Annotated in this window: 23 protein-coding genes and 1 other annotated feature; all 23 genes read left to right on the top strand. The window is 40.0% G+C overall.

Annotated elements, in window-relative coordinates:
- Positions 1-10 precede the first annotated feature (10 nt).
- The 23 genes from mraY to ileS all read left to right on the top strand — a co-directional run bounded on the left by mraY (position 11) and on the right by ileS (position 21,929).
- Positions 11-985: a phospho-N-acetylmuramoyl-pentapeptide-transferase gene (gene mraY / locus KH400_RS10875; protein ID WP_217224569.1), complete on the top strand. Its 975-nt coding sequence runs from the start codon at positions 11-13 to the stop codon at positions 983-985.
- Entirely contained in the window at positions 986-2,341 is a 1,356-nt protein-coding gene (gene murD / locus KH400_RS10870; protein WP_217224567.1) for a UDP-N-acetylmuramoyl-L-alanine--D-glutamate ligase, read from the top strand.
- Between the two features lie 82 nt (positions 2,342-2,423).
- Positions 2,424-3,524 carry a stage V sporulation protein E gene (gene spoVE, locus KH400_RS10865; protein ID WP_217224566.1) on the top strand — a complete coding sequence of 367 codons (1,101 nt, stop codon included), beginning with the start codon at positions 2,424-2,426 and terminating at the stop codon, positions 3,522-3,524.
- A complete protein-coding gene (locus tag KH400_RS10860) occupies positions 3,524-3,832 on the top strand; it encodes a hypothetical protein (protein ID WP_217224565.1) in 309 nt (102 codons plus the stop codon). Before spoVE ends, KH400_RS10860 begins: the two co-directional genes overlap by 1 nt.
- 25 nt (positions 3,833-3,857) lie before the next feature.
- Entirely contained in the window at positions 3,858-4,949 is a 1,092-nt protein-coding gene (murG, locus tag KH400_RS10855) for an undecaprenyldiphospho-muramoylpentapeptide beta-N-acetylglucosaminyltransferase (protein WP_217224564.1), read from the top strand.
- Between the two features lie 77 nt (positions 4,950-5,026).
- On the top strand, positions 5,027-5,935 hold the full coding sequence (murB, locus tag KH400_RS10850; protein WP_217224563.1) for a UDP-N-acetylmuramate dehydrogenase: 909 nt from the start codon (positions 5,027-5,029) through the stop codon (positions 5,933-5,935).
- 276 nt (positions 5,936-6,211) lie between these two features.
- Positions 6,212-7,000 carry a cell division protein FtsQ/DivIB gene (locus tag KH400_RS10845; protein WP_217224562.1) on the top strand — a complete coding sequence of 263 codons (789 nt, stop codon included), beginning with the start codon at positions 6,212-6,214 and terminating at the stop codon, positions 6,998-7,000.
- Positions 6,990-7,685: a DUF881 domain-containing protein gene (locus tag KH400_RS10840; RefSeq protein ID WP_312889137.1), complete on the top strand. Its 696-nt coding sequence runs from the start codon at positions 6,990-6,992 to the stop codon at positions 7,683-7,685. The genes KH400_RS10845 and KH400_RS10840 overlap by 11 nt, the downstream gene beginning before the upstream one ends.
- A 5-nt stretch (positions 7,686-7,690) precedes the next feature.
- Positions 7,691-8,398 carry a DUF881 domain-containing protein gene (locus KH400_RS10835; protein ID WP_217224560.1) on the top strand — a complete coding sequence of 236 codons (708 nt, stop codon included), beginning with the start codon at positions 7,691-7,693 and terminating at the stop codon, positions 8,396-8,398.
- 2 nt (positions 8,399-8,400) lie between these two features.
- Positions 8,401-8,763: a small basic family protein gene (locus KH400_RS10830; protein ID WP_217224559.1), complete on the top strand. Its 363-nt coding sequence runs from the start codon at positions 8,401-8,403 to the stop codon at positions 8,761-8,763.
- A 200-nt stretch (positions 8,764-8,963) separates the two neighbouring features.
- A complete protein-coding gene (ftsA, locus tag KH400_RS10825) occupies positions 8,964-10,241 on the top strand; it encodes a cell division protein FtsA (protein WP_217224558.1) in 1,278 nt (425 codons plus the stop codon).
- 50 nt (positions 10,242-10,291) lie between these two features.
- Positions 10,292-11,455: a cell division protein FtsZ gene (gene ftsZ / locus KH400_RS10820; protein WP_217224557.1), complete on the top strand. Its 1,164-nt coding sequence runs from the start codon at positions 10,292-10,294 to the stop codon at positions 11,453-11,455.
- A 462-nt stretch (positions 11,456-11,917) separates the two neighbouring features.
- Positions 11,918-12,847 (top strand): sigma-E processing peptidase SpoIIGA, encoded by a 930-nt coding sequence (spoIIGA, locus tag KH400_RS10815; protein WP_217224556.1) that lies wholly within the window; start codon positions 11,918-11,920, stop codon positions 12,845-12,847.
- A 43-nt stretch (positions 12,848-12,890) separates the two neighbouring features.
- Entirely contained in the window at positions 12,891-13,604 is a 714-nt protein-coding gene (gene sigE, locus KH400_RS10810; protein ID WP_217224554.1) for an RNA polymerase sporulation sigma factor SigE, read from the top strand.
- 182 nt (positions 13,605-13,786) lie between these two features.
- Positions 13,787-14,572: an RNA polymerase sporulation sigma factor SigG gene (sigG, locus tag KH400_RS10805; RefSeq protein ID WP_217224552.1), complete on the top strand. Its 786-nt coding sequence runs from the start codon at positions 13,787-13,789 to the stop codon at positions 14,570-14,572.
- A gap of 179 nt (positions 14,573-14,751) precedes the next feature.
- Positions 14,752-15,009 (top strand): YlmC/YmxH family sporulation protein, encoded by a 258-nt coding sequence (locus tag KH400_RS10800; protein ID WP_217224551.1) that lies wholly within the window; start codon positions 14,752-14,754, stop codon positions 15,007-15,009.
- A 139-nt stretch (positions 15,010-15,148) separates the two neighbouring features.
- Complete coding sequence (gene pgeF, locus KH400_RS10795; RefSeq protein ID WP_312889132.1) at positions 15,149-15,979, top strand: peptidoglycan editing factor PgeF; 831 nt, start codon at positions 15,149-15,151, stop codon at positions 15,977-15,979.
- Between the two features lie 26 nt (positions 15,980-16,005).
- Positions 16,006-16,695 (top strand): YggS family pyridoxal phosphate-dependent enzyme, encoded by a 690-nt coding sequence (locus KH400_RS10790; protein WP_217224550.1) that lies wholly within the window; start codon positions 16,006-16,008, stop codon positions 16,693-16,695.
- Between the two features lie 14 nt (positions 16,696-16,709).
- The gene (locus KH400_RS10785; protein WP_217224549.1) at positions 16,710-17,144 is read left to right on the top strand and encodes a cell division protein SepF; all 435 of its coding nucleotides are present in this window, start codon (positions 16,710-16,712) and stop codon (positions 17,142-17,144) included.
- A gap of 22 nt (positions 17,145-17,166) precedes the next feature.
- Positions 17,167-17,421: a YggT family protein gene (locus KH400_RS10780; RefSeq protein ID WP_217224548.1), complete on the top strand. Its 255-nt coding sequence runs from the start codon at positions 17,167-17,169 to the stop codon at positions 17,419-17,421.
- Positions 17,422-17,436: 15 nt separating this feature from the next.
- Entirely contained in the window at positions 17,437-18,210 is a 774-nt protein-coding gene (locus KH400_RS10775) for a YlmH family RNA-binding protein (protein ID WP_217224547.1), read from the top strand.
- Between the two features lie 92 nt (positions 18,211-18,302).
- Entirely contained in the window at positions 18,303-18,791 is a 489-nt protein-coding gene (locus KH400_RS10770; protein ID WP_217224546.1) for a DivIVA domain-containing protein, read from the top strand.
- A gap of 73 nt (positions 18,792-18,864) precedes the next feature.
- Positions 18,865-19,098 (top strand) — a binding site (T-box leader).
- A gap of 71 nt (positions 19,099-19,169) precedes the next feature.
- Positions 19,170-21,929, top strand: a complete 2,760-nt coding sequence (gene ileS, locus KH400_RS10765; RefSeq protein ID WP_217224543.1) for an isoleucine--tRNA ligase — start codon at positions 19,170-19,172, stop codon at positions 21,927-21,929.
- Positions 21,930-22,041: the final 112 nt, after the last annotated feature.

The raw sequence follows: 22,041 nt of genomic DNA, 5'->3' as shown, positions 1-22,041 counted from the left end.
GGAAAACGATATGTTAGAACGTGTCTTATTTTTTACATTGCTTGCTTCATTTCTTGTTGCTGTCCTTTTATCTCCCATACTCATCCCGTTTTTAAGGCGTTTAAAATTTGGTCAGAGTATTCGTGAGGAGGGGCCGAAATCACACCAAAAAAAGAGTGGGACGCCGACAATGGGCGGTGTGATGATTATTATTTCAATTATCATAACGACTTTAATCATGTCGAACAAATTCTTAAGCTTCTCAACCGAATTGCTGTTGCTTTTAATTGTTACGTTTGGTTACGGTTTGTTAGGGTTTTTGGATGATTTTATCAAAGTCGTTATGAAACGGAATTTAGGGTTAACGTCGAAGCAAAAACTGATTGGTCAACTGATTATTGCTCTTATTTTTTATTATGGTTTAATCCAAGCAGGATACAGTACAGATCTAACCATACCAACTACAAATCTTTCCATTGATATTGGTTGGTTCTATTTACCGCTTGTGATCATCATGCTCGTAGGCGCATCGAATGCCGTTAATTTAACAGATGGGTTAGATGGGTTGTTAGCTGGTACTGGTGCCATAGCATTTGGTGCGTTTGCTGTACTCGCTTGGAATGCGTCAATGATTGATGTTGCGATCTTTTGTGCAGCCGTCGTTGGGGCGGTTCTCGGTTTTCTTGTTTTTAATGCTCACCCTGCAAAAGTGTTTATGGGTGATACTGGTTCGTTAGCATTAGGTGGTGCGATTGCAGCCGTTGCGATTCTTACGAAAATGGAGATTTTACTAATTATTATTGGTGGCGTATTTGTCATTGAAACGTTATCGGTCATTATTCAAGTGATCTCATTTAAAACAAGAGGGAAACGTGTGTTTAAGATGAGTCCACTGCACCACCATTATGAGTTATCAGGATGGTCAGAGTGGCGAGTCGTAGTCACCTTTTGGCTCATTGGAATGTTGTTTGCGATTATAGCTATTTACTTAGAGGTGTGGATGTAGATGAAAGATATGAATCAATTTCGTGGAAAACGAGTACTTGTGTTAGGGCTCGCAAAGAGTGGCTTTGCAGCCAGTCAGCTGTTGCACCGATTAGGGGCAACGATCATAGTGAATGATGCTAAACCGTTAGAAGAGAACGAGCAAGCCAAGCAGCTAGAACAAATTGGAATCGATGTCGTCTGTGGAGCTCATCCTGTCTCATTACTGGATGAGCCAGTTGACTTTATTGTGAAAAACCCTGGAGTACCTTACTCAAATCCGATTGTAAAAGCAGCGATCGAGAGAGGAATATCGGTTGTAACAGAAATTGAGCTAGCCTCGTTACTTTCAGAGGCAGATATGATTGCTATTACTGGTTCAAATGGAAAAACAACGACAACGACGCTCATTGTTGACATGTTAAAAGGTAGTGGGCGTGAACCTTTAGTCGCTGGTAATATTGGTACAGTTGCATGTGAAGTTGCAGAAACAGCGACGATAAACAATATTATTGTGACTGAAGTATCGAGCTTTCAGTTAATGGGCACAGAGCGGTTTCATCCAAAGGTGAGTGTGTTTTTGAATTTATTTGATGCTCACCTCGATTATCATGGCACAAGAGAAGAATATGGAAAAGCAAAGGCGAAAATTTTTGCTAACCTAACAGAGGATGACTTTGCCGTCATAAATGCAGAAGATCGTGACGTCGTATCGTTAGCCTCGCAAACAAAGGCGAGACTTATCCCTTTTTCAGTAACAAAAGAGGTCTCTGATGGTGCTTATATAAAAGATGAAGTGGTCTATTTCCAGGGAGAAGAAATCATTTCAGTTGCGGATATTGTCCTACCAGGAAAACATAATCTTGAAAATGTCTTGGCGGCCGTTGCCGCATCTTTATTAATGGGGGCAACTCGAAAACAAATCACCGAAGTTCTTAAAACCTTCTCAGGTGTTAAACACCGTCTTCAATATGTGGGGACAAAGAACGGAAGGAAATTTTTTAATGATTCAAAAGCAACAAATAGTCTTGCGACTCAAAAAGCACTCACAGCATTTGATGCACCGATCGTCTTACTTGCAGGTGGTTTGGACCGTGGCAATGGTTTTGATGACTTATTGCCTTATCTAAAGAAGGTGAAAGCTGTGATCACATTTGGTGAGACGAAATCGAAGTTGGTGAAAACAGCACAAGTAGCTGGTGTTCAATGGATTAGAGAAACTAAAAATGCAGAAACAGCCGTCCAAGAGGCGTATAACCTTTCTGAGCGTGGAGATGTTATTCTGTTATCTCCTGCGTGTGCGAGCTGGGATCAATATCGTACATTTGAAGAAAGAGGTGATAAGTTTATCGCTGCCATCGGTAAACTTATGGAATAGGGGACATGTTTTCATATCCGGTGCATACGTATAGGTAATAGAGGTTGTACCTTGAATTCATTGTGTGAATGAGGTGTCGATAGTGCCTAAAAACAAAACAGCACCGGATATGATACTTATTATTACGACCTTAGCATTACTAACTGTTGGAATGATCATGGTGTATAGTGCAAGTGCCGCTTGGGCGACCTATCGTTTCGATGATTCGTTCTTCTTTGCGAAACGGCAATTATTTTTTGCAGGACTAGGCGTGCTAGCGATGTTCTTTGTCATGAATATTGATTATTGGACATGGCGAACGTGGGCAAAAGTTCTTTTACTGATTTGTTTTCTTTTGCTAATCATCGTTTTAATCCCAGGTGTAGGTCTCGTCCGTGGGGGGGCGAGGAGTTGGTTAGGGGTTGGTGCATTTTCTATTCAGCCCTCTGAATTTATGAAATTAGCGATGATTGCTTTCTTAGCAAAATACTTATCAGAAAACCAAAAGAAAATCACCTCGTTTAAAAAAGGGTTATTACCGTCATTGTCACTCGTTCTTCTCGCATTTGGTATGATTATGTTGCAACCTGATTTAGGAACAGGTGCAGTCATGGTTGGGACGTGCGTGATTATGATTTATGTGGCAGGTGCAAAGGTTAGCCACTTTGTCGGGTTAGGTGTAGTCGGACTAGCTGGTTTGGTTGCACTGATTGCCTCTGCTCCATATCGGATAAAGCGTATTACATCGTTCCTTGATCCTTGGTCAGACCCCCTTGGAAGTGGCTTTCAAATCATCCAATCGCTGTACTCGATTGGCCCAGGTGGACTTATGGGCTTAGGGCTGGGTGAAAGTAGGCAAAAGTATTTCTATTTACCGGAGCCACAAACGGACTTTATTTTTGCGATTTTATCTGAGGAGTTAGGATTTATTGGCGGTGTATTTGTGATTTTCCTTTTCGGTGTGTTGCTGTGGCGAGGGATTCGCGTGGCGCTTGGTGCACAAGATCTCTATGGTAGTTTATTAGCGGTCGGTATCATAGGTATGATTGCGATTCAAGTCATGATAAATATAGGCGTTGTGACTGGCTTGATGCCTGTAACAGGGATTACGTTACCATTCTTAAGCTATGGTGGATCATCGTTGACGTTAATGCTAGTGGCGGTTGGCGTCCTTTTAAATGTAAGTCGTTATGCCAGGTACTAATGATTCGATCAATTCAACAGCCTTGCTTAAAGGGTAGAAAAGATCACTTCTCTTTGACCTTCAAGCAAGGCTTTTTTGCTGGAATTTTTCTACAAAAAATAGTTGAAAACGATCACGAGTTTTCGAAACCAGCAATGTATAATCCATTATTAAATCATGATAAAATGGGTAGTAGGGTCTGTTCAAAAAAGGCTGTTTTTTCTTTTTTTGAACACGCTCTAGTAATGAAATTGAAAGTCAAAGAATGGGTATTCAAACAGGCTCTATCTAATAAAATAAATGATAACCGTTTACAAAGAAGGGCTTAAAACTATGGGGTCATGGAGGTTCTCAATGAGAGTGATAATTAGCGGTGGAGGAACAGGAGGCCATATTTATCCTGCTCTTTCCTTAGTCAAAGAAATAAAAAAAACAAATGAACATGCAGACTTGTTGTACATAGGAACAGAAAATGGACTAGAAAGTAAAATTGTACCAAGAGAGGGTATTCCCTTTAAGACAATTACAATTTCGGGTTTTAGAAGGAAGCTATCAGTAGAAAATGTTAAAACGATTTATCGTTTTCTAAAAGGGGTTCGTGATGCTAAAAAAATGATCAAAGATTTCAGGCCGGATGTCGTGGTTGGTACAGGTGGTTATGTTTGTGGGCCTGTCGTTTATGCAGCAGCGAAGTTAAACATCCCGACGATCATACATGAACAAAATAGTGTGCCCGGCTTAACGAATAAGTTTTTAAGTCGTTATGTCGATAAAGTGGCGATTTCATTCTCGGAATCTACTCGTTATTTTCCACAAGAAAAAGTTGTTTATACGGGAAACCCGAGAGCTACAGAAGTAATCGATACGGATGGTGAAAGGGGAAGGGCCTCTGTCGGTCTAGCGGACGGAAAGAAAACGGTTCTAATCGTTGGCGGAAGTAGAGGGGCAAGACCGATTAATGAAGCTTTCTTGGAAGTTCTACCTGAAGCTAAAATAAGAGATTATCAATTTTTGTATGTTACAGGGGATGTTCATTATGATTCCGTCATGAATGAAGTGAAGAAACAAGGAAATCCCGAAAATGTATTGATCCGCCCATTTATTCATAACATGCCAGAAGTATTAGCTGGTGTTGATCTTGTGGTAGCAAGAGCTGGAGCAACATCGCTTGCTGAAATCACAGCGCTCGGAATTCCAAGTATCTTAATACCGAGTCCGTATGTGACAAATAACCATCAGGAAAAAAATGCGCAAGCCTTAAGGAAAGAAGGGGCAGCATATGTACGACTGGAACAGGAAATGAATGGAGAAAAACTGATGAAAGATATTGACGAAATCTTAACGACAAACGGTAAATGGGAGGAGATGCACCAGTCCTCACAAAGCCTAGGAATGCCTCGTGCAGCCCAGGATTTATACGGTTTAATGAAGGAGCTTTCGAACTAACACACTAAATGCATGACAATCGCATAGAGTAAACTAACAATGATAACGCTAATTTAGGTTTAGGAGGGGGACACACCATGAAACGATTTATTGATCAACTTCACGAGGAGAATATAGAAAATGTTTATATCGATGAACCGCTAGCTAACCATACGACATGGAAAATTGGCGGTCCTGCCGATGTGTTAATTAAACCTGCTACGATAGAGGAGCTTAAGAAAGTTGTCGACCTTGTAATGACGCATCAGCTACCTTGGCGCATGATTGGTCGCGGCTCAAATATGCTTGTCCGTGATGGGGGCATACGAGGTGTTGTGATTAAGTTAGCGGAAGGTCTCGACCATTTAGAATTAAATGGTGAAGAGATACGAGTTGGAGGCGGTTATTCCCTCATTAAACTTGCGACGATTATTAGTAAGAAAGGGTTATCTGGTCTTGAGTTTGCTGGGGGTATCCCGGGCTCTGTCGGTGGGGCTGTTTTTATGAATGCAGGTGCGCATGGATCTGATATCTCAAATATACTTAAAGAAGCGCATATTTTATTTCCAGATGGATCGATGAAATGGCTGACAAACGATGAGATGGATTTTTCCTATCGAACGTCGAAACTTCAAAAAGAAAAAGGGGTTTGTGTCGAGGCGGTTTTTAACTTAACATCCGGTGATCGCGATAAAATTGTAAAAGAGATGCAAAAAAATAAGGATTACCGCCGTGAATCACAGCCATGGAATTATCCATGTGCAGGCAGCGTATTTCGTAACCCGCTTCCTAATTATGCTGGCCAACTTGTTGAAAAAGCTGGGTTAAAAGGATATCAGATTGGTGGCGCGCAGATCTCAGAGATGCATGGGAATTTTATCGTCAATGTTGCAGATGCAAAAGCAGAAGATGTTCTTGGTCTAATTGAGCATGTTAAACGTACAGTTTATGATCGCTTTCAAGTAAGGATGGAGACTGAAGTTGAAATTGTTGGTCAACAAAGTTGAAAAACTTTAAAAAACAACACGGTTGTACACTTTTTAAGCAGTGATTATGATATAATTTAAAGGAAAATTGGACGTTATCTTTTCTTTATTTTATGTACAATCGTGCTGGTCAATCTACGAGTCAGGAAACATGATACAGTTTTTATAAATAAAGATTTAAGTAGCGGCATAACACGTGTATGCCGTTTTCGAGATTTTACGTCCATATGATGTATTATGTGAGTCTAACGACTGATTTTTAGTCAAATACTATTGCTTTACAATGGAGGAAGCATCATGGCAAATGATAAGGTTATAACAATTAACGACCGTATTCCGAAATTGAAGGAGCAACGCAGACAGCGAACAAATCGACGTTTGATTTTCTACTTATCGATTTTCTTCCTACTAATCTTAATTGTTGTTTACTTTCAGTCGTCATTAAGTCATATTCGTAGCATTGAGGTGACTGGGCATTATTATGTAAATGATGAACTGATTATCGCTGAAAGTGGTCTAGCAGAAGGGACAAGTATATGGAATGTAGATCGAAGTGTGGTTGCCACGACTCTAGAGGCACTTGATGAAATTAAAGAAGCAACCGTTTATCGTCGTTTTCCAAATAAAATAGAGATTGAAGTTTTAGAATACCCACGCGTTGCTTATTTAATGGATGAAGGGAAATATTATCCGATCATTGAAACAGGGACATTTCTTGATGAAATGGACCGTAACTATTTGCCTGTTGATGCTCCAATTCTTGTGAATTGGGAGCAAGGGGAAGAGGTACAAGAGCTTGCTGCTGAATTAATCAAATTGCCAGAGGCGTTAATTCATCGGATCTCAGAAATTTACCATACACCAACCGAAAATGACCCATTACGCATGACTTTATTTATGAACGATGGCTTTGAAGTCCAGTCAACGATCCGGCAATTTTCAGACAAGTTCACTGCTTATCCTTCGATCGTCGAAGAGATTGATCCGGAAGCTGAAGGGATTATCCACTTGAGAATGACGCCTTATTTTGAGGAATTTGAACGTGTAGTAGACGAGGAGGAAGTAGAAATTGAAGGTGAGAGGTAAGCATGTGATTCTCTCATTTGTGTTACTGGTGACTGGTTTTATCGTCTCGCTATCTTATCAGTACGCAAATGAAAATCAAGCAGACCCAACGGTAAGTGAAAGTCAGTGGCGCCATGAAGATGAGCTTCGTCGAGAAATTTTAATGCAACAAACCGCAAATCGAGATCGTCAAGAGCAATTACGTCAAGTGCAGCGAAATGTAAGAGAGTTAGAAGCAGAAATTGCACAGCAAGAAGCAACCTATTTTAATCTTGTCGAGGATCTTGAGAAATTACGTAAAGTGACGGGAAAGGTTGAGGTACAAGGGCCGGGAATTGAAGTGTCCTTATCTGATTATTCTTATGTCCCTGAAGAGGGTAACCCGAATGATTATATCGTCCATGAACAACATATCCATAAAGTCGTTCACGAATTAATCGTCAGTGATGCTGAAGCAATTGCGATTAACGGTCAGCGGATTTCACACCATTCGTACATTCAATGCGCAGGACCAGTCATACGGATCGATGGACATACATCTTATGCTCCGTTTGTGATTACAGCGATTGGTGACCCGGATAAATTTGAACAATCGTTAAATATCATTGGTGGAGTTAAGGATCAGCTTGTCAATGATCAAATTGAAGTGCGAATACAAAAAAGGGATAACATCGTTCTTGATCCGTTTTTGTCTGAGAAGGGGTGAAACGAATGAAGGATCATCGAGTCGTTTTTACTCTCATTTTAGCTGTTATTGGTTTTATGTTGGCGATTCAATTTCAAACGACGAAAGAACCGGTCGTTCGTGATACAAGAAATGTTTTAGAATTACGAGAGGAACTTAAACTAGAGCAGGAAAGATATCAACAGCTCCTAGAAGAGATCGAAAGGTACGAGGCACAACGAGACAATTATTTACTTGATCAAAGTGAAAATGTGGATTTATTTATTGAGGAGGCACTTGATGAATTGCGTGAAGAGGCGGGAATAACCGAAGTGACTGGAGAAGGGGTCATCTTAACTGTTGAACCACTCTACAATGATCGTCTACTAGGTGGACAAAATCGAACTGTTTCCCCTCAACTCCTTCAATTCTTGATGAACGAGTTAAATATGTATAATGCCCAAGGAATTGCGATAGGAGATCAACGAGTCGTATCAACAACGGCATTTCGAGATGTTAACGGTATTACTCATGTCAATGGGCGTCGGATCCCCCCTTTGCCACTTGAAATTAAAGTACTCTCCGATGATGCCGAGAAGCTACATAACCAAATGGTCGTATCTGAATCGGTAGATTACTTTGCAATTGAGAATTTAGAACTGACATCAACGCCCATTAATGAATTAACATTACCTCCTTACGAACAAACGATCAGAGTTCGATATATGGAGCAAGTAAGAGAGGGGGATTCGTAGCAATGTGGTTACCTCTACTAGGGCTACTTATAGGTCTTTTGTTAGGGTTTATGACCGAGTTCCGTGTGCCGAATGAATATTCGAATTATTTGTCAATCGCTGTACTTGCAGCTTTAGACACGTTATTTGGTGGGATTCGTGCCCACCTGCAGCAAAATTTTGAGGCTACGGTCTTTGTCACTGGTTTCTTTTTCAATATTTTACTTGCTGCAGGTTTAGCTTTTCTAGGTGTTCATCTTGGTGTAGACTTATATTTAGCAGCAATTTTTGCATTCGGTGTTCGACTTTTTAACAATATTGCTGTCATTCGTCGTATATTACTTTCACAATGGAAAACTCGAAGAGAAAACAGCACGTCTTTGTGAAAAGGAACTTTTATTAACAATATATGACGATGATTCGAAAAAATGTAAAATTAAAAAAGGGAATGCATAACAAATGTTGAATACATTTCTTACTACGAAATACTACGACTCGTAAGTCGCATGACATTTAGCAATTACGTGTACGAAAAAAATATAGCAACGAATACAGCGCTATACATAATTAAAGGAGGTGCCACAGAGTGAACAGCAATGAGATTTATGTTAGTTTAGACATCGGTACATCCAATGTTAGGATAATCATTGGAGAAATGGCGAATGGCTCATTAAATATTATTGGTGTCGGTAATGCAAGTTCTGAAGGGATAAAAAAAGGCTCAATCGTAGATATTGACGAAACAGTACAATCGATACGTAGAGCCGTTGAAGAGGCTGAACGGATGATTGGCTTATCAATTAATCAAGTGATTGTCGGCGTAAATGGTAATCACGTACAGTTGCAGCCTTGTCATGGTGTTGTCGCTGTATCAAGCTCAGATAGGGAAATTGGAGATGAAGATATCGGACGTGTGATTGATGCAGCACAAGTTGTTTCGATTCCACCTGAGAGAGAAATTATTGATGTTATCCCAAAACAATTTATTGTTGATGGCTTGGAAGAAATTAATGACCCAAGAGGGATGATTGGGGTTCGACTTGAAATGGAAGGAACAATCATTACAGGTTCGAAAACAATTTTACATAATTTATTACGTTGCGTTGAACGTGCTGGCTTACAAATTGCTGATATTTGCTTACAGCCGCTAGCGGCTGGAGCCGTTGCTATATCAAAAGACGAAAAAGGGTTAGGTGTTGCGCTTGTTGATATCGGTGGCGGATCAGTCACGGTCTCAGTTTTTGAGCACGGTGTCCTGCAGGCGACATCTGTCCTACCTATCGGTGGTGACCATATCACCAACGATATCTCGGTTGGTTTGAAAACCACAACAGAGGAAGCGGAACGAATCAAACGAAAGCATGGTCATGCTTATATTGATGAAGCTTCTGATGAAGAAACATTTACAGTTACGACTATTGGTAGCAATGAAGATGAGACGTTTTCACAGTTCGAACTGGCTCATATTATCGAACCACGGATGGAAGAAATCATTGAATTAATTGAAAATGAAATTCGCCGCCTAGGGTATGATAATCTACCGGGTGGCTATGTGTTAACAGGTGGATCGGTTATGATTCCTGGCGTACTTGAGTTAGCTAAGGAAATTTTAGAAAGTAATGTTCGCGTTGCGATCCCTGACTATATTGGAGTTCGAGAACCTCAATATACAACGGGTGTTGGTTTAATTCAGTTCGCTTATCGGAATGTGAAGATCCAAGGGAAAGAGGTTGCTTCTTCAGTTTCTTCTGCCGAAGAGGTAGAAAAACCAGTAAATAAGCAGGAAAATGAAGAAAAGAAATCGAAGGAAGACCCTGGGATAAAAAAGAAGATGAAGAAATGGCTAAAAGTCTTTTTTGAATAATGAAATATAACTCATATGATGGCATACACGATTGATTAGGGGGACCTTAAATGTTAGAGTTTGAAATGGATATGGATCAGTTAGCGCAAATAAAAGTTATCGGTGTTGGTGGCGGTGGAAGTAACGCTGTCAACCGAATGATTGAAAATGGATTACAAGGTGTAGAATTTATCGCTGTCAATACAGATGCTCAAGCTCTTCACCTTTCTAAAGCTGAAACAAAGCTTCAACTAGGAGGTAAGCTAACAAGAGGCCTCGGTGCAGGAGCAAATCCGGAAATAGGAAAGAAAGCAGCGGAAGAGAGCAAGGAACAGCTAGAAGAGGCGTTGACAGGTGCGGATATGGTATTTATCACTGCTGGTATGGGTGGTGGAACAGGTACTGGTGCCGCTCCGGTCATCGCCGAGGTAGCCAAGGAAATAGGTGCGTTGACTGTTGGTGTAGTCACTCGTCCGTTTACATTTGAAGGGCGAAAACGTTCAACACAGGCTGCTGCAGGTATTAATGGGTTGAAGGAAAAGGTTGATACATTAATTGTTATTCCAAACGATCGATTGTTGGAGATCGTTGATAAAAACACACCAATGCTTGAGGCGTTCCGAGAAGCAGATAACGTTCTTCGTCAAGGGGTGCAAGGGATTTCAGATCTAATTGCAGTACCAGGACTCATTAACCTCGACTTTGCCGATGTGAAGACGATTATGACTGATAAAGGTTCAGCATTGATGGGAATTGGGATCGCAACAGGTGAAAATCGGGCAACTGAAGCTGCTAAAAAGGCAATCTCTAGTCCGCTCTTAGAAACATCTGTAGATGGTGCTCAAGGGGTGCTGATGAATATTACGGGTGGTTCGAATTTAAGTTTATTCGAAGTTCATGAAGCGGCTGAAATTGTTTCTGGTGCATCCGATTCAGAAGTAAATATGATCTTTGGTTCAGTCATTAATGAAAATTTAAAGGACGAGATTGTTGTTACGGTGATTGCAACTGGTTTTGATGATACCGAGAATACGCCTCCATCGAAAAATCAACGTTCAGGTGGATTAAACGCGACGAAAACGGTTAATCAACCGACAAGCACAAGCGCACCTAAGCAAGAGGAGCCCGTCGCTAGTGAACCGAATAGAGTGACAAAGTCAGCACCTCAACAAAATGAACAAATGGATACATTAGATATTCCAACATTCTTAAGAAACCGTCGCAGACGTAAATAATGGATGTTAAAAACACACCTTATGATCATAAGGTGTGTTTTTTTATGTTTAGCTCAGGCACCATCGCCTCAAGGTCACTTCGGAATGGGTTTATGGTGATGGGACATAACTAAAAACTTTTATTCTATATACGATCGGTTATAGTATAGGAAGCTGAGAATGTAAATTTTCAAGGATTGGTTCAATACCCCTAGCTGATATAAATATAAGTTGGAATGATGGTTGCCCGTGGAAATCGACGATCCGAAGCGGAAGTAACTGTCATAGTGTCTCAGCCTCTTTTTATATTTGTAGCAAACTTTGTAGGAGAGGCCTGGAGTCTTGTCGATGCAGATAGGTTTCGATGACAAAAAAAATGGATTTCTTTCAAAATTATAATGGTAATGTCGTCATGAAATGACAGACTTTCAAATAGAATCTGATATATACTTGTTTCAAATTTAAAAGTAGAGAGGATCACTGATGACCGTCTATTTGGATGTTATATGGTTTCTGAACGTATGCATCGACCTATTGTTACTTTATCTAACAGCGACTGTATTAAAACGGTCAATAAGTAAATGGAGATTACTGATCAGTAGTCTTTTTGCATCGAGCATTGTCTTTCTTTTATTTACACCACTGTCTTTTTTGTTCTATCAACCGTGGATGAAGATTCTTTTCTCCATGTCGATTGTACTGATGGCCTTTGGTTTCAAGCGATTGTCTTACTTCTTAGAAAACCTCTTTATGTTTTATTTTGTGACTTTTGCAATTGGGGGTGGGATGTTTGCCATTCATTACTTCTTACAATCAGATGCAGCCATTTTAAATGGACTTGTCATAACGACCAGTACTGGTTTTGGAAGTCCAATTAGTTGGTTATTTGTCCTTATTGCTTTTCCGTGTGTGTGGTATTTTTCAAAGCGAAGAGTCACTGCGATTAAAGTGAAAAAAGTACGATATGACCAATTGACAGAGGTAGAGATTACGATTGGTGATATTTTCATAGAAACGAGAGGCTTAATAGATAGTGGGAACCAATTGCAAGATCCAATCTCGAAAGCACCTGTCATGATTTTAGATATGACTAAGCTTTCAGGTTACTTTCCAGCGTCATTCATTGAAAATATTGCACAGGTCGATCAACTTGGCAATCAGACAATGGACGAGGAAAGTCAAGAATTAGAACACCGAATGCGGATTATCCCCTATCGAGGTGTCGGTCAACAAAACCAATTTTTAATGGCGTTAAAGCCTGATTATGTCAAAGTGAAGGAAAAGGGTGAAGAGCATTTAATAAAAAAAGTGTTACTCGGATTAAACCATACACCTTTATCAAGTGAAGATGAGTATCAGTGCATTCTTCATCCAAAAATGATGATTTCAGATCAAGGAAAAAAGCTTGCCTAATAGGAGAGAAGCTGAAAGTAGAGAAAAAATGGGAGGACTGTAAATGTTGAAGCTGAAGGTTACATTATTTTGGTACAGATTTCTATATAAAATTGGGGTCAAAGCTGATGAAATTTATTATATTGGCGGTAGTGAGGCCTTACCACCTCCGCTTTCTAAAGAAGAAGAAGCGCACCTGTTAAGTAAATTAAATTCTGGGGATCAAGCGGTTCGTTCGATGCTTATTGAAAGAAACTTGCGATTGGTTGTTTATATCGCACGTAAATTTGAAAATACAGGAATAAACATAGAAGATTTAATCAGTATCGGTACAATTGGTTTAATTAAAGCTGTCAATACGTTTAATCCAGAAAAGAAAATTAAGCTCGCAACTTATGCCTCACGTTGTATCGAGAATGAAATTTTAATGTACTTACGACGAAACAATAAAATTCGCTCAGAAGTATCATTTGATGAACCACTTAACATTGACTGGGATGGCAATGAACTACTGCTTTCAGATGTGCTCGGAACTGAAGAGGATATCATTACGAGAGGGATCGAAGATAAGGTTGATCGCAAGTTGTTAGTAAAAGCACTTCATACGTTAAATGATCGCGAAAAACAGATTATGGAACTTCGATTCGGACTAGCTGGTGATGAAGAAAAAACACAAAAAGATGTCGCTGATATGTTAGGGATATCACAATCATACATTTCACGATTGGAAAAGCGAATCATCAAGCGTCTACGGAAAGAATTTAATAAAATGGTGTAAGCAGCTCATCCATTGTGATTTGATGATGACCCTTTAGTAATAAAAAAATAAATCTTTTTGAAACCGCTGTATGACCCTGTTTATGGAAGATATACAGTCGTTTCTAAAACAAGGTTGTGCATATTTTTCCCTCCTGAGGAGATACTTAACTTGAACATCATCTCCTGTTAGGAGGGAAAGAATTGACACGAAATAAAGTTGAAATTTGTGGAGTTGACACATCAAAATTACCAGTACTAAAGAACAAGGAAATGAGGGAGTTATTCGAACAACTTCAAAATGGTGATACGTCTGCAAGAGAAGAGCTTGTAAGTGGAAATCTTCGGTTAGTCTTAAGCGTGATACAACGCTTTAATAATCGAGGTGAATATGTTGATGACCTTTTTCAGGTCGGTTGTATAGGTTTGATGAAATCGATTGACAACTTTGATTTAAGTCAAAATGTAAAATTCTCTACCTATGCAGTTCCGATGATCATCGGTGAAATTCGTCGCTATTTACGTGATAATAACCCGATTCGTGTATCAAGGTCATTGCGTGATATCGCTTATAAGGCTTTGCAGGTTAGGGACAACCTCATGAATGAAAAATCAAGAGACCGAGAACCAACGGTACAAGAAATTTCAAAAGTGTTAGATGTTCCTAAGGAAGATGTTGTTTTTGCACTGGATGCGATCCAAGATCCAGTATCCTTATTTGAGCCGATTTATAATGATGGTGGAGACCCAATTTATGTGATGGATCAGATCAGTGATGATAAGCAAAAAGATGTTAATTGGGTAGAAGAAATAGCGATTAAAGAAGCAATGGTTCGTTTAAATGAACGTGAAAAAATGATTCTTGATATGCGCTTTTTCCAAGGAAAAACACAAATGGAAGTCGCCGATGAAATCGGGATATCGCAAGCGCAAGTATCAAGATTAGAAAAAGCGGCCATTCAACAAATGAATAAACATGCGCACAGTTGACCTGTTGGATTCCAACAGGTTTTTTTATGGTTTGACGATGTGCACTTATCAGCGAATTGCGTCGTGGAAGTGAATGTTATTTCTCTGTTTACCTTTAATAGCGACCTCATATGAGATAGGCTTTATTTTAATAATTTCTTGTATTCGTTCATATAGTGTAGGGAAAGGTGGTGGTTTTGATGATGAAAATATCAGATATGCAAACCAAAGATATTGTCAATATTGACGATGGCAGCCGATTAGGAAATTTAGGTGATCTTGATATTAATTTATATACAGGTCAAATTGAAGCGATTATTATTAATGGGACTGGGAAGATGATGAGTTTTTTTGGTAAACAAGATGAGGTCATTATTCCGTGGAGCAACATTATCAAGATCGGTGCAGATTGCATTCTCGTTCAATTACCACCAAGTGGAACAGTGACAAGTGAATAAAAGATCTGAAAAAATGTAGCCATTCGGACCCATCGTTGATAAAGTGCGTTCTAGCATGAAGAAAAATATGTTAGAATAGATAAAAAAATGTTCCTCATTCTGTCAAAAACGAAAGAAAAATAAGGAAGTGTCGAAAATCGTGAAGGAACCGTTTGTTCAAAAAGCGAATCTATATTTAACCATACCAGAATGGGAAGTGTTGGATCATCGACTTGTTGTCGGTTTTTCAACGAGAAATGGTGGGCATAGTCATGCTCCGTACGATACGTTAAACTTTGGGCTACATGTTGGTGATCGGGATACACATGTGATGAACAATCGAAAAGAACTTGGAAAAGAATTGAACATAGGGATGGATGATTGGGTGCTTGGTGAGCAAGTGCACCAGGCGGTGATACAAAACGTGAGTGAGGCTGATAAAGGTTCAGGCGTTTATTCGCTTGATACGTCGATCGCAAACGTTGATGGATTATATACACGCAGCCCAAACGTTTTGTTAGCAAGTGTATTTGCCGATTGTGTACCTGTTTACTTTTTTGCCCCAAAGCATGGGCTAATTGGAATTGCTCATGCCGGCTGGAAAGGAACGGTGGCAACAATTACTGCTAAGATGATCGAGTGTTGGGTGGAGGATGAACTTATACCAGTGTCGGATATTTATGTTGTGATTGGTCCTGCCATCAGCAAAGAGGCCTATGAAGTTGATGAACGCATCATTACTAAGATTGATGAGCAATTAGCAAGTGATGAGAGACGTCCGTATAAACGAACGAACCATGGCACTTTTCAGTTAGACTTAAAGGAATGTAATAAGCGACAGCTGTTAAAAGCAGGCATAAAAGAGGAGCAAATACAAATCTCTTCATACTGTACTGCAACGGAAAAAGAACTTTTCTTCTCTCACCGTCGAGAAGGTGGGAAGAAGACAGGAAGAATGATTGGATTTATTGCTTTAAAAAATGACGAATGACGACGTTTGAAAGGAGAGTGACTACGTTGACAGTTCAAGAAAATCTTCAAACAATCAACGAGCAAATTCACGCAGCATGTCAACGTGTAGGCCGTGATCCAAAGGAAGTGAAGGTCATAGCCGTCACGAAGTATGTAAGTGAAGAGACAACACGTGAGGCCCTTGATGCTGGGATTGAACATATTGGTGAAAACCGCGTAGAAGGGGGCCTTGATAAATGGGAAGCACTAGGTTCTAGAGGAACATGGCATTTTATTGGCTCCCTTCAATCGAAAAAGGTTAAAAAAGTGATTGGGAAATTCACATATTTTCATTCCCTCGATCGCATCAGTTTAGCGAAAGAAATTCAAAAACGAGCGGAAGAGGATGACATCGTTCGTTGTTTTGTGCAAGTGAATGTTTCAGGTGAGGAGTCAAAGGCTGGGCTTGAACCTGATGAGGTGATTGAATTTATTGAGTCGCTAGCTCAATTTCCAGCTATTAAAGTAGTCGGTTTAATGACAATGGCACCTTTTGTGGAAGATATTGAAGAAACGAGACCTGTTTTTAGGGGCTTGTGTGCTTTACAAAAAAAGGTACAAGCTCTTCACTTATCTCATGCACCATGTGATGAATTATCAATGGGGATGTCTAATGATTATACGGTGGCGATTGAGGAAGGTGCGACTTTTATCCGTTTAGGTTCTTCGTTAGTTGGCAATGAAATGAATGAATAAGGGGAGTGGAACGTATGGGGCTTAAATCCAAGTTTAAACGCTTTTTTGAATTAGATGATTATGAAGAAGTGGAAAATTATGAAGAAGAGTCATCTGAGGCAGTAAATATCAATGAACGTCGAGATGAAAAGAAAGCACCAGGAAAACAAAACGTTGTCAGCTTACAGAGTGTACAGCAATCAGCTAAAGTGATGTTAATTGAACCTCGAACCTATGAAGAAACACAAGAAATTGCTGATCAGTTAAAAAACCGCAAGGCTGTAATCATTAACCTGCAACGGATTTCGCATGATCAAGCGAAACGAATTGTCGATTTTTTAAGCGGAACAGTGTATGCTATAGGAGGAGATATTCAAAAGCTTGGGACAAATATCTTCCTTTGTACACCTGATAATGTAGATGTATCAGGAACCATAACAGAAATGCTGCAAGATCGATATGATACATAGGAATTGAAGGTGGTGACGTTTAATGCAAGGAATTGGTTCATTAATTTTATTATTATTGCAATTGTATTCGTACATGATTATTGCGTACATTTTGATGTCTTGGTTTCCGAATGCTAGAGAATCAAGTATCGGACAATTTCTCGGTTCAATCGTAGAACCTTATTTGGCTCCATTTCGAAAGTTCATTCCGCCACTCGGGATGATTGATATATCGCCAATCGTAGCCATCTTAGCGCTTTCGTTTGCACGTTACGGTGTCGTTGCGATCTTTATGTAGAAGGGGAACAAGCAAATGAGTATTTATCAGCACTTCCGTGAAGAAGAGCGTGCATTTGTTGACCAAGTGTTACAATGGAAAGATGACGTCAGTTCACGTTTTATCGATAGAGTAACGGATTTTCTAGACCCGCGTGAACAAGACATTGTCAGAAGTGTGATTGGACATGATGAGGATGTTCGCCTCTCCTTTTGGGGAGGCACTCGTTTTTCCGAACGGAAAAGAGCGTATCTGTCCCCTCCTTATTTGGAGTCCACCGAAGACGTTTTCGCTTTATGCTTGTTTCAGGTTGACTATCCGAAGAAGTTTGTCACACTAGAACATCGTGATGTTCTAGGGGCACTTATGGGGCTAGGTATAAAACGAGAGAAATTTGGTGATATTTTGATGAAGGACAATCTCATCCAAGTCGTCGTAGCAGCTGAGATTGCTGACTTTGTTGAAATGAATGTTGAATCAATCGGAAAGGCTAAGGCTCGACTACAACGGATTGAGGCTAATGAGCAATTGAGTATAGAAGAGGAGTGGGATGAGGAAGTGACGACCCTTTCCTCTTTACGATTAGATGTTGTTTTAGCAGAGATGTATCACCTGTCGCGCACGAAGGTTACTCCGTTTATTCAAAAAAAACTTGTGAAAGTGAATTGGAGAACGGTTGAACAACCCTCTTTTCAATTGGATGAAGGGGACTATCTATCTGTCCGTGGTCTTGGTCGCAGTAAACTTTTGTCTATTGAAGGCAAAACGAAAAAAGGAAAATGGCGGGTTTCTGTTGGGAAACGGAAATGACTCGTTGCTTTTGCAGGATTTTATGAGTTGTTGTCGAATAGATTCCCTAGAAGATAATTGAAATTTCTGACTTAAAGCTGGAGGTGGAGAACGTGCCTTTAACCCCACTAGATATTCATAATAAGGAATTTAATCGTGGATTTCGTGGCTATGATGAGGATGAGGTTAACGAATTTTTAGATCAAGTGATAAAGGATTACGAAGCAGTCCTACGTGAAAAAAAAGAGTTATTTGAGCGGGTAACAGAACTCGATGAGAAGCTAGAACACTTTAAAAATATTGAAGAGACATTAAATAAATCAATTCTTGTCGCTCAGGAATCCGCCGAAGAGGTAAGAAGAAATGCTGAGAAGGAAGCTCAGTTGATCGTAAAAGAGGCCGAGAAAAATGCGGATCGGATTATTAATGATTCGCTTGCAAAATCAAGAAAGATTTCAATGGATATTGAAGAACTAAAGAAGCAATCATCTGTTTATAAAATGCGTTTTAAAATGCTGATTGAAGCGCAACTCGAAATGCTAAAGAGCGATGATTGGGATGAGCTAAGTCAATCAATGGAAGAAGAGCTTATCAAAGAGTAATTTCTGTAGACGCTTGACTGGCGTTGATTCGTTATCATATAATTTTTTCATACTCTAATAATGATGAATAATGTTAAAAACATTGAAAGGGAGAGTACTTTTAGTACGTCTTTATGAAAAGCGAATTGGGGACGGTGTAAGCCCAAGATAAAGAGCTAAAAGGAAAATCACCCTGAAGTTCCATATCGAACATATGTAAGAATATAAGTAGGCTATGGCGCGTCATTTACGTTACGAATGAACAAGTGGATGGATGGTAACATTCATCTAATAGGGTGGTACCACGGGTAACCTTCTCGTCCCTAATATGGGAGAGGAGGTTTTTTTGTACATAAAAAACCCTTGAGGCGCGTAGAAAGATAAATAGGAGGAAGAGTAATGGATTACAAAGAAACCTTATTGATGCCAAAAACAGAATTTCCAATGCGTGGGAATTTACCGAAACGTGAACCTGAAATGCAAGAGAAGTGGGAAAGTCAAAAGATATATGAGAAAGTGCAAGGACGTACAGAAGGGAGACCGTTGTTTATTTTGCATGATGGACCTCCGTATGCAAATGGTGATATCCATATGGGACATGCCCTAAATAAAATCCTCAAAGATTTTATTGTTCGCTATAAATCAATGGCAGGATTCCATGCGCCATATGTTCCGGGCTGGGATACACACGGCCTTCCAATTGAAACAGCATTAACGAAAAACGGCAAAGTCGATCGTAAATCAATGACTGTTGCTGAGTTTCGGAAGTTATGTGAGGAATATGCTCTTGAACAAATTGATCGTCAGCGTGAGCAATTTAAACGATTAGGTGTTCGTGGGGATTGGGACAATCCATATGTGACACTTACGAAAGAATACGAAGCGCAGCAAATTAAAGTATTTGGTGATATGGCGAAGAAAGGCTATATTTACAAAGGGAAAAAGCCGGTCTATTGGTCACCATCGTCTGAGTCTGCCTTAGCAGAAGCGGAAATTGAATACCATGACAAACGATCTCCTTCCATTTATGTTGCTTTTCCAGTGAAAGATGGTAAAGACGTGCTAACAGGAGATGAAAAGATTGTTATCTGGACGACGACGCCATGGACGATTCCAGCAAACTTGGGGATCTCTGTTCATCCTGATTTAGAGTATAGCGTGGTGAAAGTCGGCGAAGATAAGTTTGTTGTTGCCTCAGGTCTATTTGAAACATTGGTCAAGGAATTAGAATGGGAAAACCATGAGGTCGTTAGCACATTTAAAGGCCATAAACTCGAGCATGTCAAGGCACAACATCCATTTTATGAACGTGAATCTCTCGTTATGCTTGGAGAACATGTAACATTAGATGCTGGTACGGGCTGTGTTCACACGGCTCCCGGACACGGGGAAGATGACTATATTGTTGGACAAAAATATAACCTAGACGTATTGTGTCCAGTTGACGATAAAGGGAAAATGACAGCTGAGGCGCCTGGTTTTGAAGGTTTATTCTATGATGCTGCGAATAAGCCGATTACTGAAAAATTACAAGAAGTTGGTGCTTTATTAAAACTGTCATTTATGACACATTCCTACCCACATGATTGGAGAACAAAGAAGCCAGTCATCTTTAGAGCGACAGCGCAATGGTTCGCTTCCATTAAAGACTTCCGTGAGGACTTATTAGAAGCGATCAAAGGTGTTGAGTGGATCCCGGAATGGGGGGAAACACGCTTGTTTAATATGGTCAGAGACCGTGGTGATTGGTGTATTTCAAGACAACGTGCATGGGGCGTACCGATCCCAATCTTTTATGGGGAGGACGGTGAAGAGATTGTGACCGATGAAACGATCAATCATGTCTCAGACTTATTTAGAGAACATGGATCTAACATCTGGTTTGAGTGGGAGACTAAAGATCTTCTTCCTGAAGGGTATACGTCACCTCACAGCCCGAATGGTACGTTTACACGTGAAATGGATATTATGGACGTTTGGTTTGACTCTGGTTCTTCACACCAAGCTGTCCTAGTGGAGCGTGAGGAACTACAACGTCCTGCAGACCTTTATTTAGAAGGATCAGATCAATATCGAGGTTGGTTTAACTCATCGTTATCAACTAGTGTGGCTGTTACTGGTCAATCTCCATACAAAGGGGTATTAAGTCACGGTTTTGCATTAGATGGTGATGGACGTAAGATGAGTAAGTCATTAGGTAATGTGGTTGTACCAAACAATGTTATGAAGCAATTAGGAGCTGACATTTTACGTCTGTGGGTAGCTTCGGTTGACTACCAAGCGGATGTTCGCGTCTCAGATAAGATCTTAAAGCAAGTCTCAGAAGTATATCGTAAGATTCGTAATACATTCCGTTTCTTGCTTGGGAACTTAAACGATTTTGACCCTACGGTTCACACGGTCCAAAGGGAAAATCTTACTGAGATGGATCAATATATGCTAATCAAGTTAAACGATGTGATTGAGCGTGTAACGAAGGCTTATGATAACTATCAATTTTCAACGGTTTATCACACGATCCATAACTTCTGTACGATTGAATTAAGCTCTTTTTACATGGATATTGCAAAAGATACACTTTATATTCATCATGCAGATAGTGAGGAACGTCGTGCGATTCAGACGGTTATGTATGAGATTCTAGTCACACTTACTAAGCTTGTCTCTCCAATTTTATCTCATACCGCCGATGAGGTATGGTCGTTCATTCCTAATGTGAGTGAAGAGAGTGTGCAATTAACGGACATGCCAAAAGTTGAGTCTTTCGAACAAGCAGACACATTAAAGGGAAAATGGGATCACATCATGACTGTTCGTGATGATGTATTAAAAGCACTGGAAAATGCTCGTAATGAAAAGGTGATCGGGAAGTCATTAACCGCAGCGATTACACTATATCCGAATCAAGAAGTTAAGCAGCTGCTAGAAGCCTTGCCAAGTCTTCATAAGCTCTTTATCGTATCGAAAGTGAGCATTGCTGGAGAGCAAACGGATGCACCAGCTGAGGCTGAACAATTTGAGGAATTAGCGATCGTTGTTAAAAAAGCAGATGGAGAGACTTGTGAACGTTGTTGGGTTGTCTCACCAACAGTTGGAGAAAACGATGAACATCCATCGTTATGCTCTGATTGCGCAACAACTGTTTCGGCTCATTATTAAGATGATAACCGCGTTGTCAGTTGACAGCGCGGTTTTTGTCTAGCTCCAGGCGCCATCGGCTCGAGGTCACTTCGGACTGACAAGAGAAGCAAAAAAGCGCTTCTACTTGCCA

It is taken from the genome of Desertibacillus haloalkaliphilus (genome assembly GCF_019039105.1).
In the GTDB taxonomy this organism is placed as follows: Bacteria; Bacillota; Bacilli; order Bacillales; family KJ1-10-99; genus Desertibacillus; species Desertibacillus haloalkaliphilus.
Note: the sequence above shows the minus strand (reverse complement) of the source record. Positions and strands in the feature narration are given on the sequence as shown.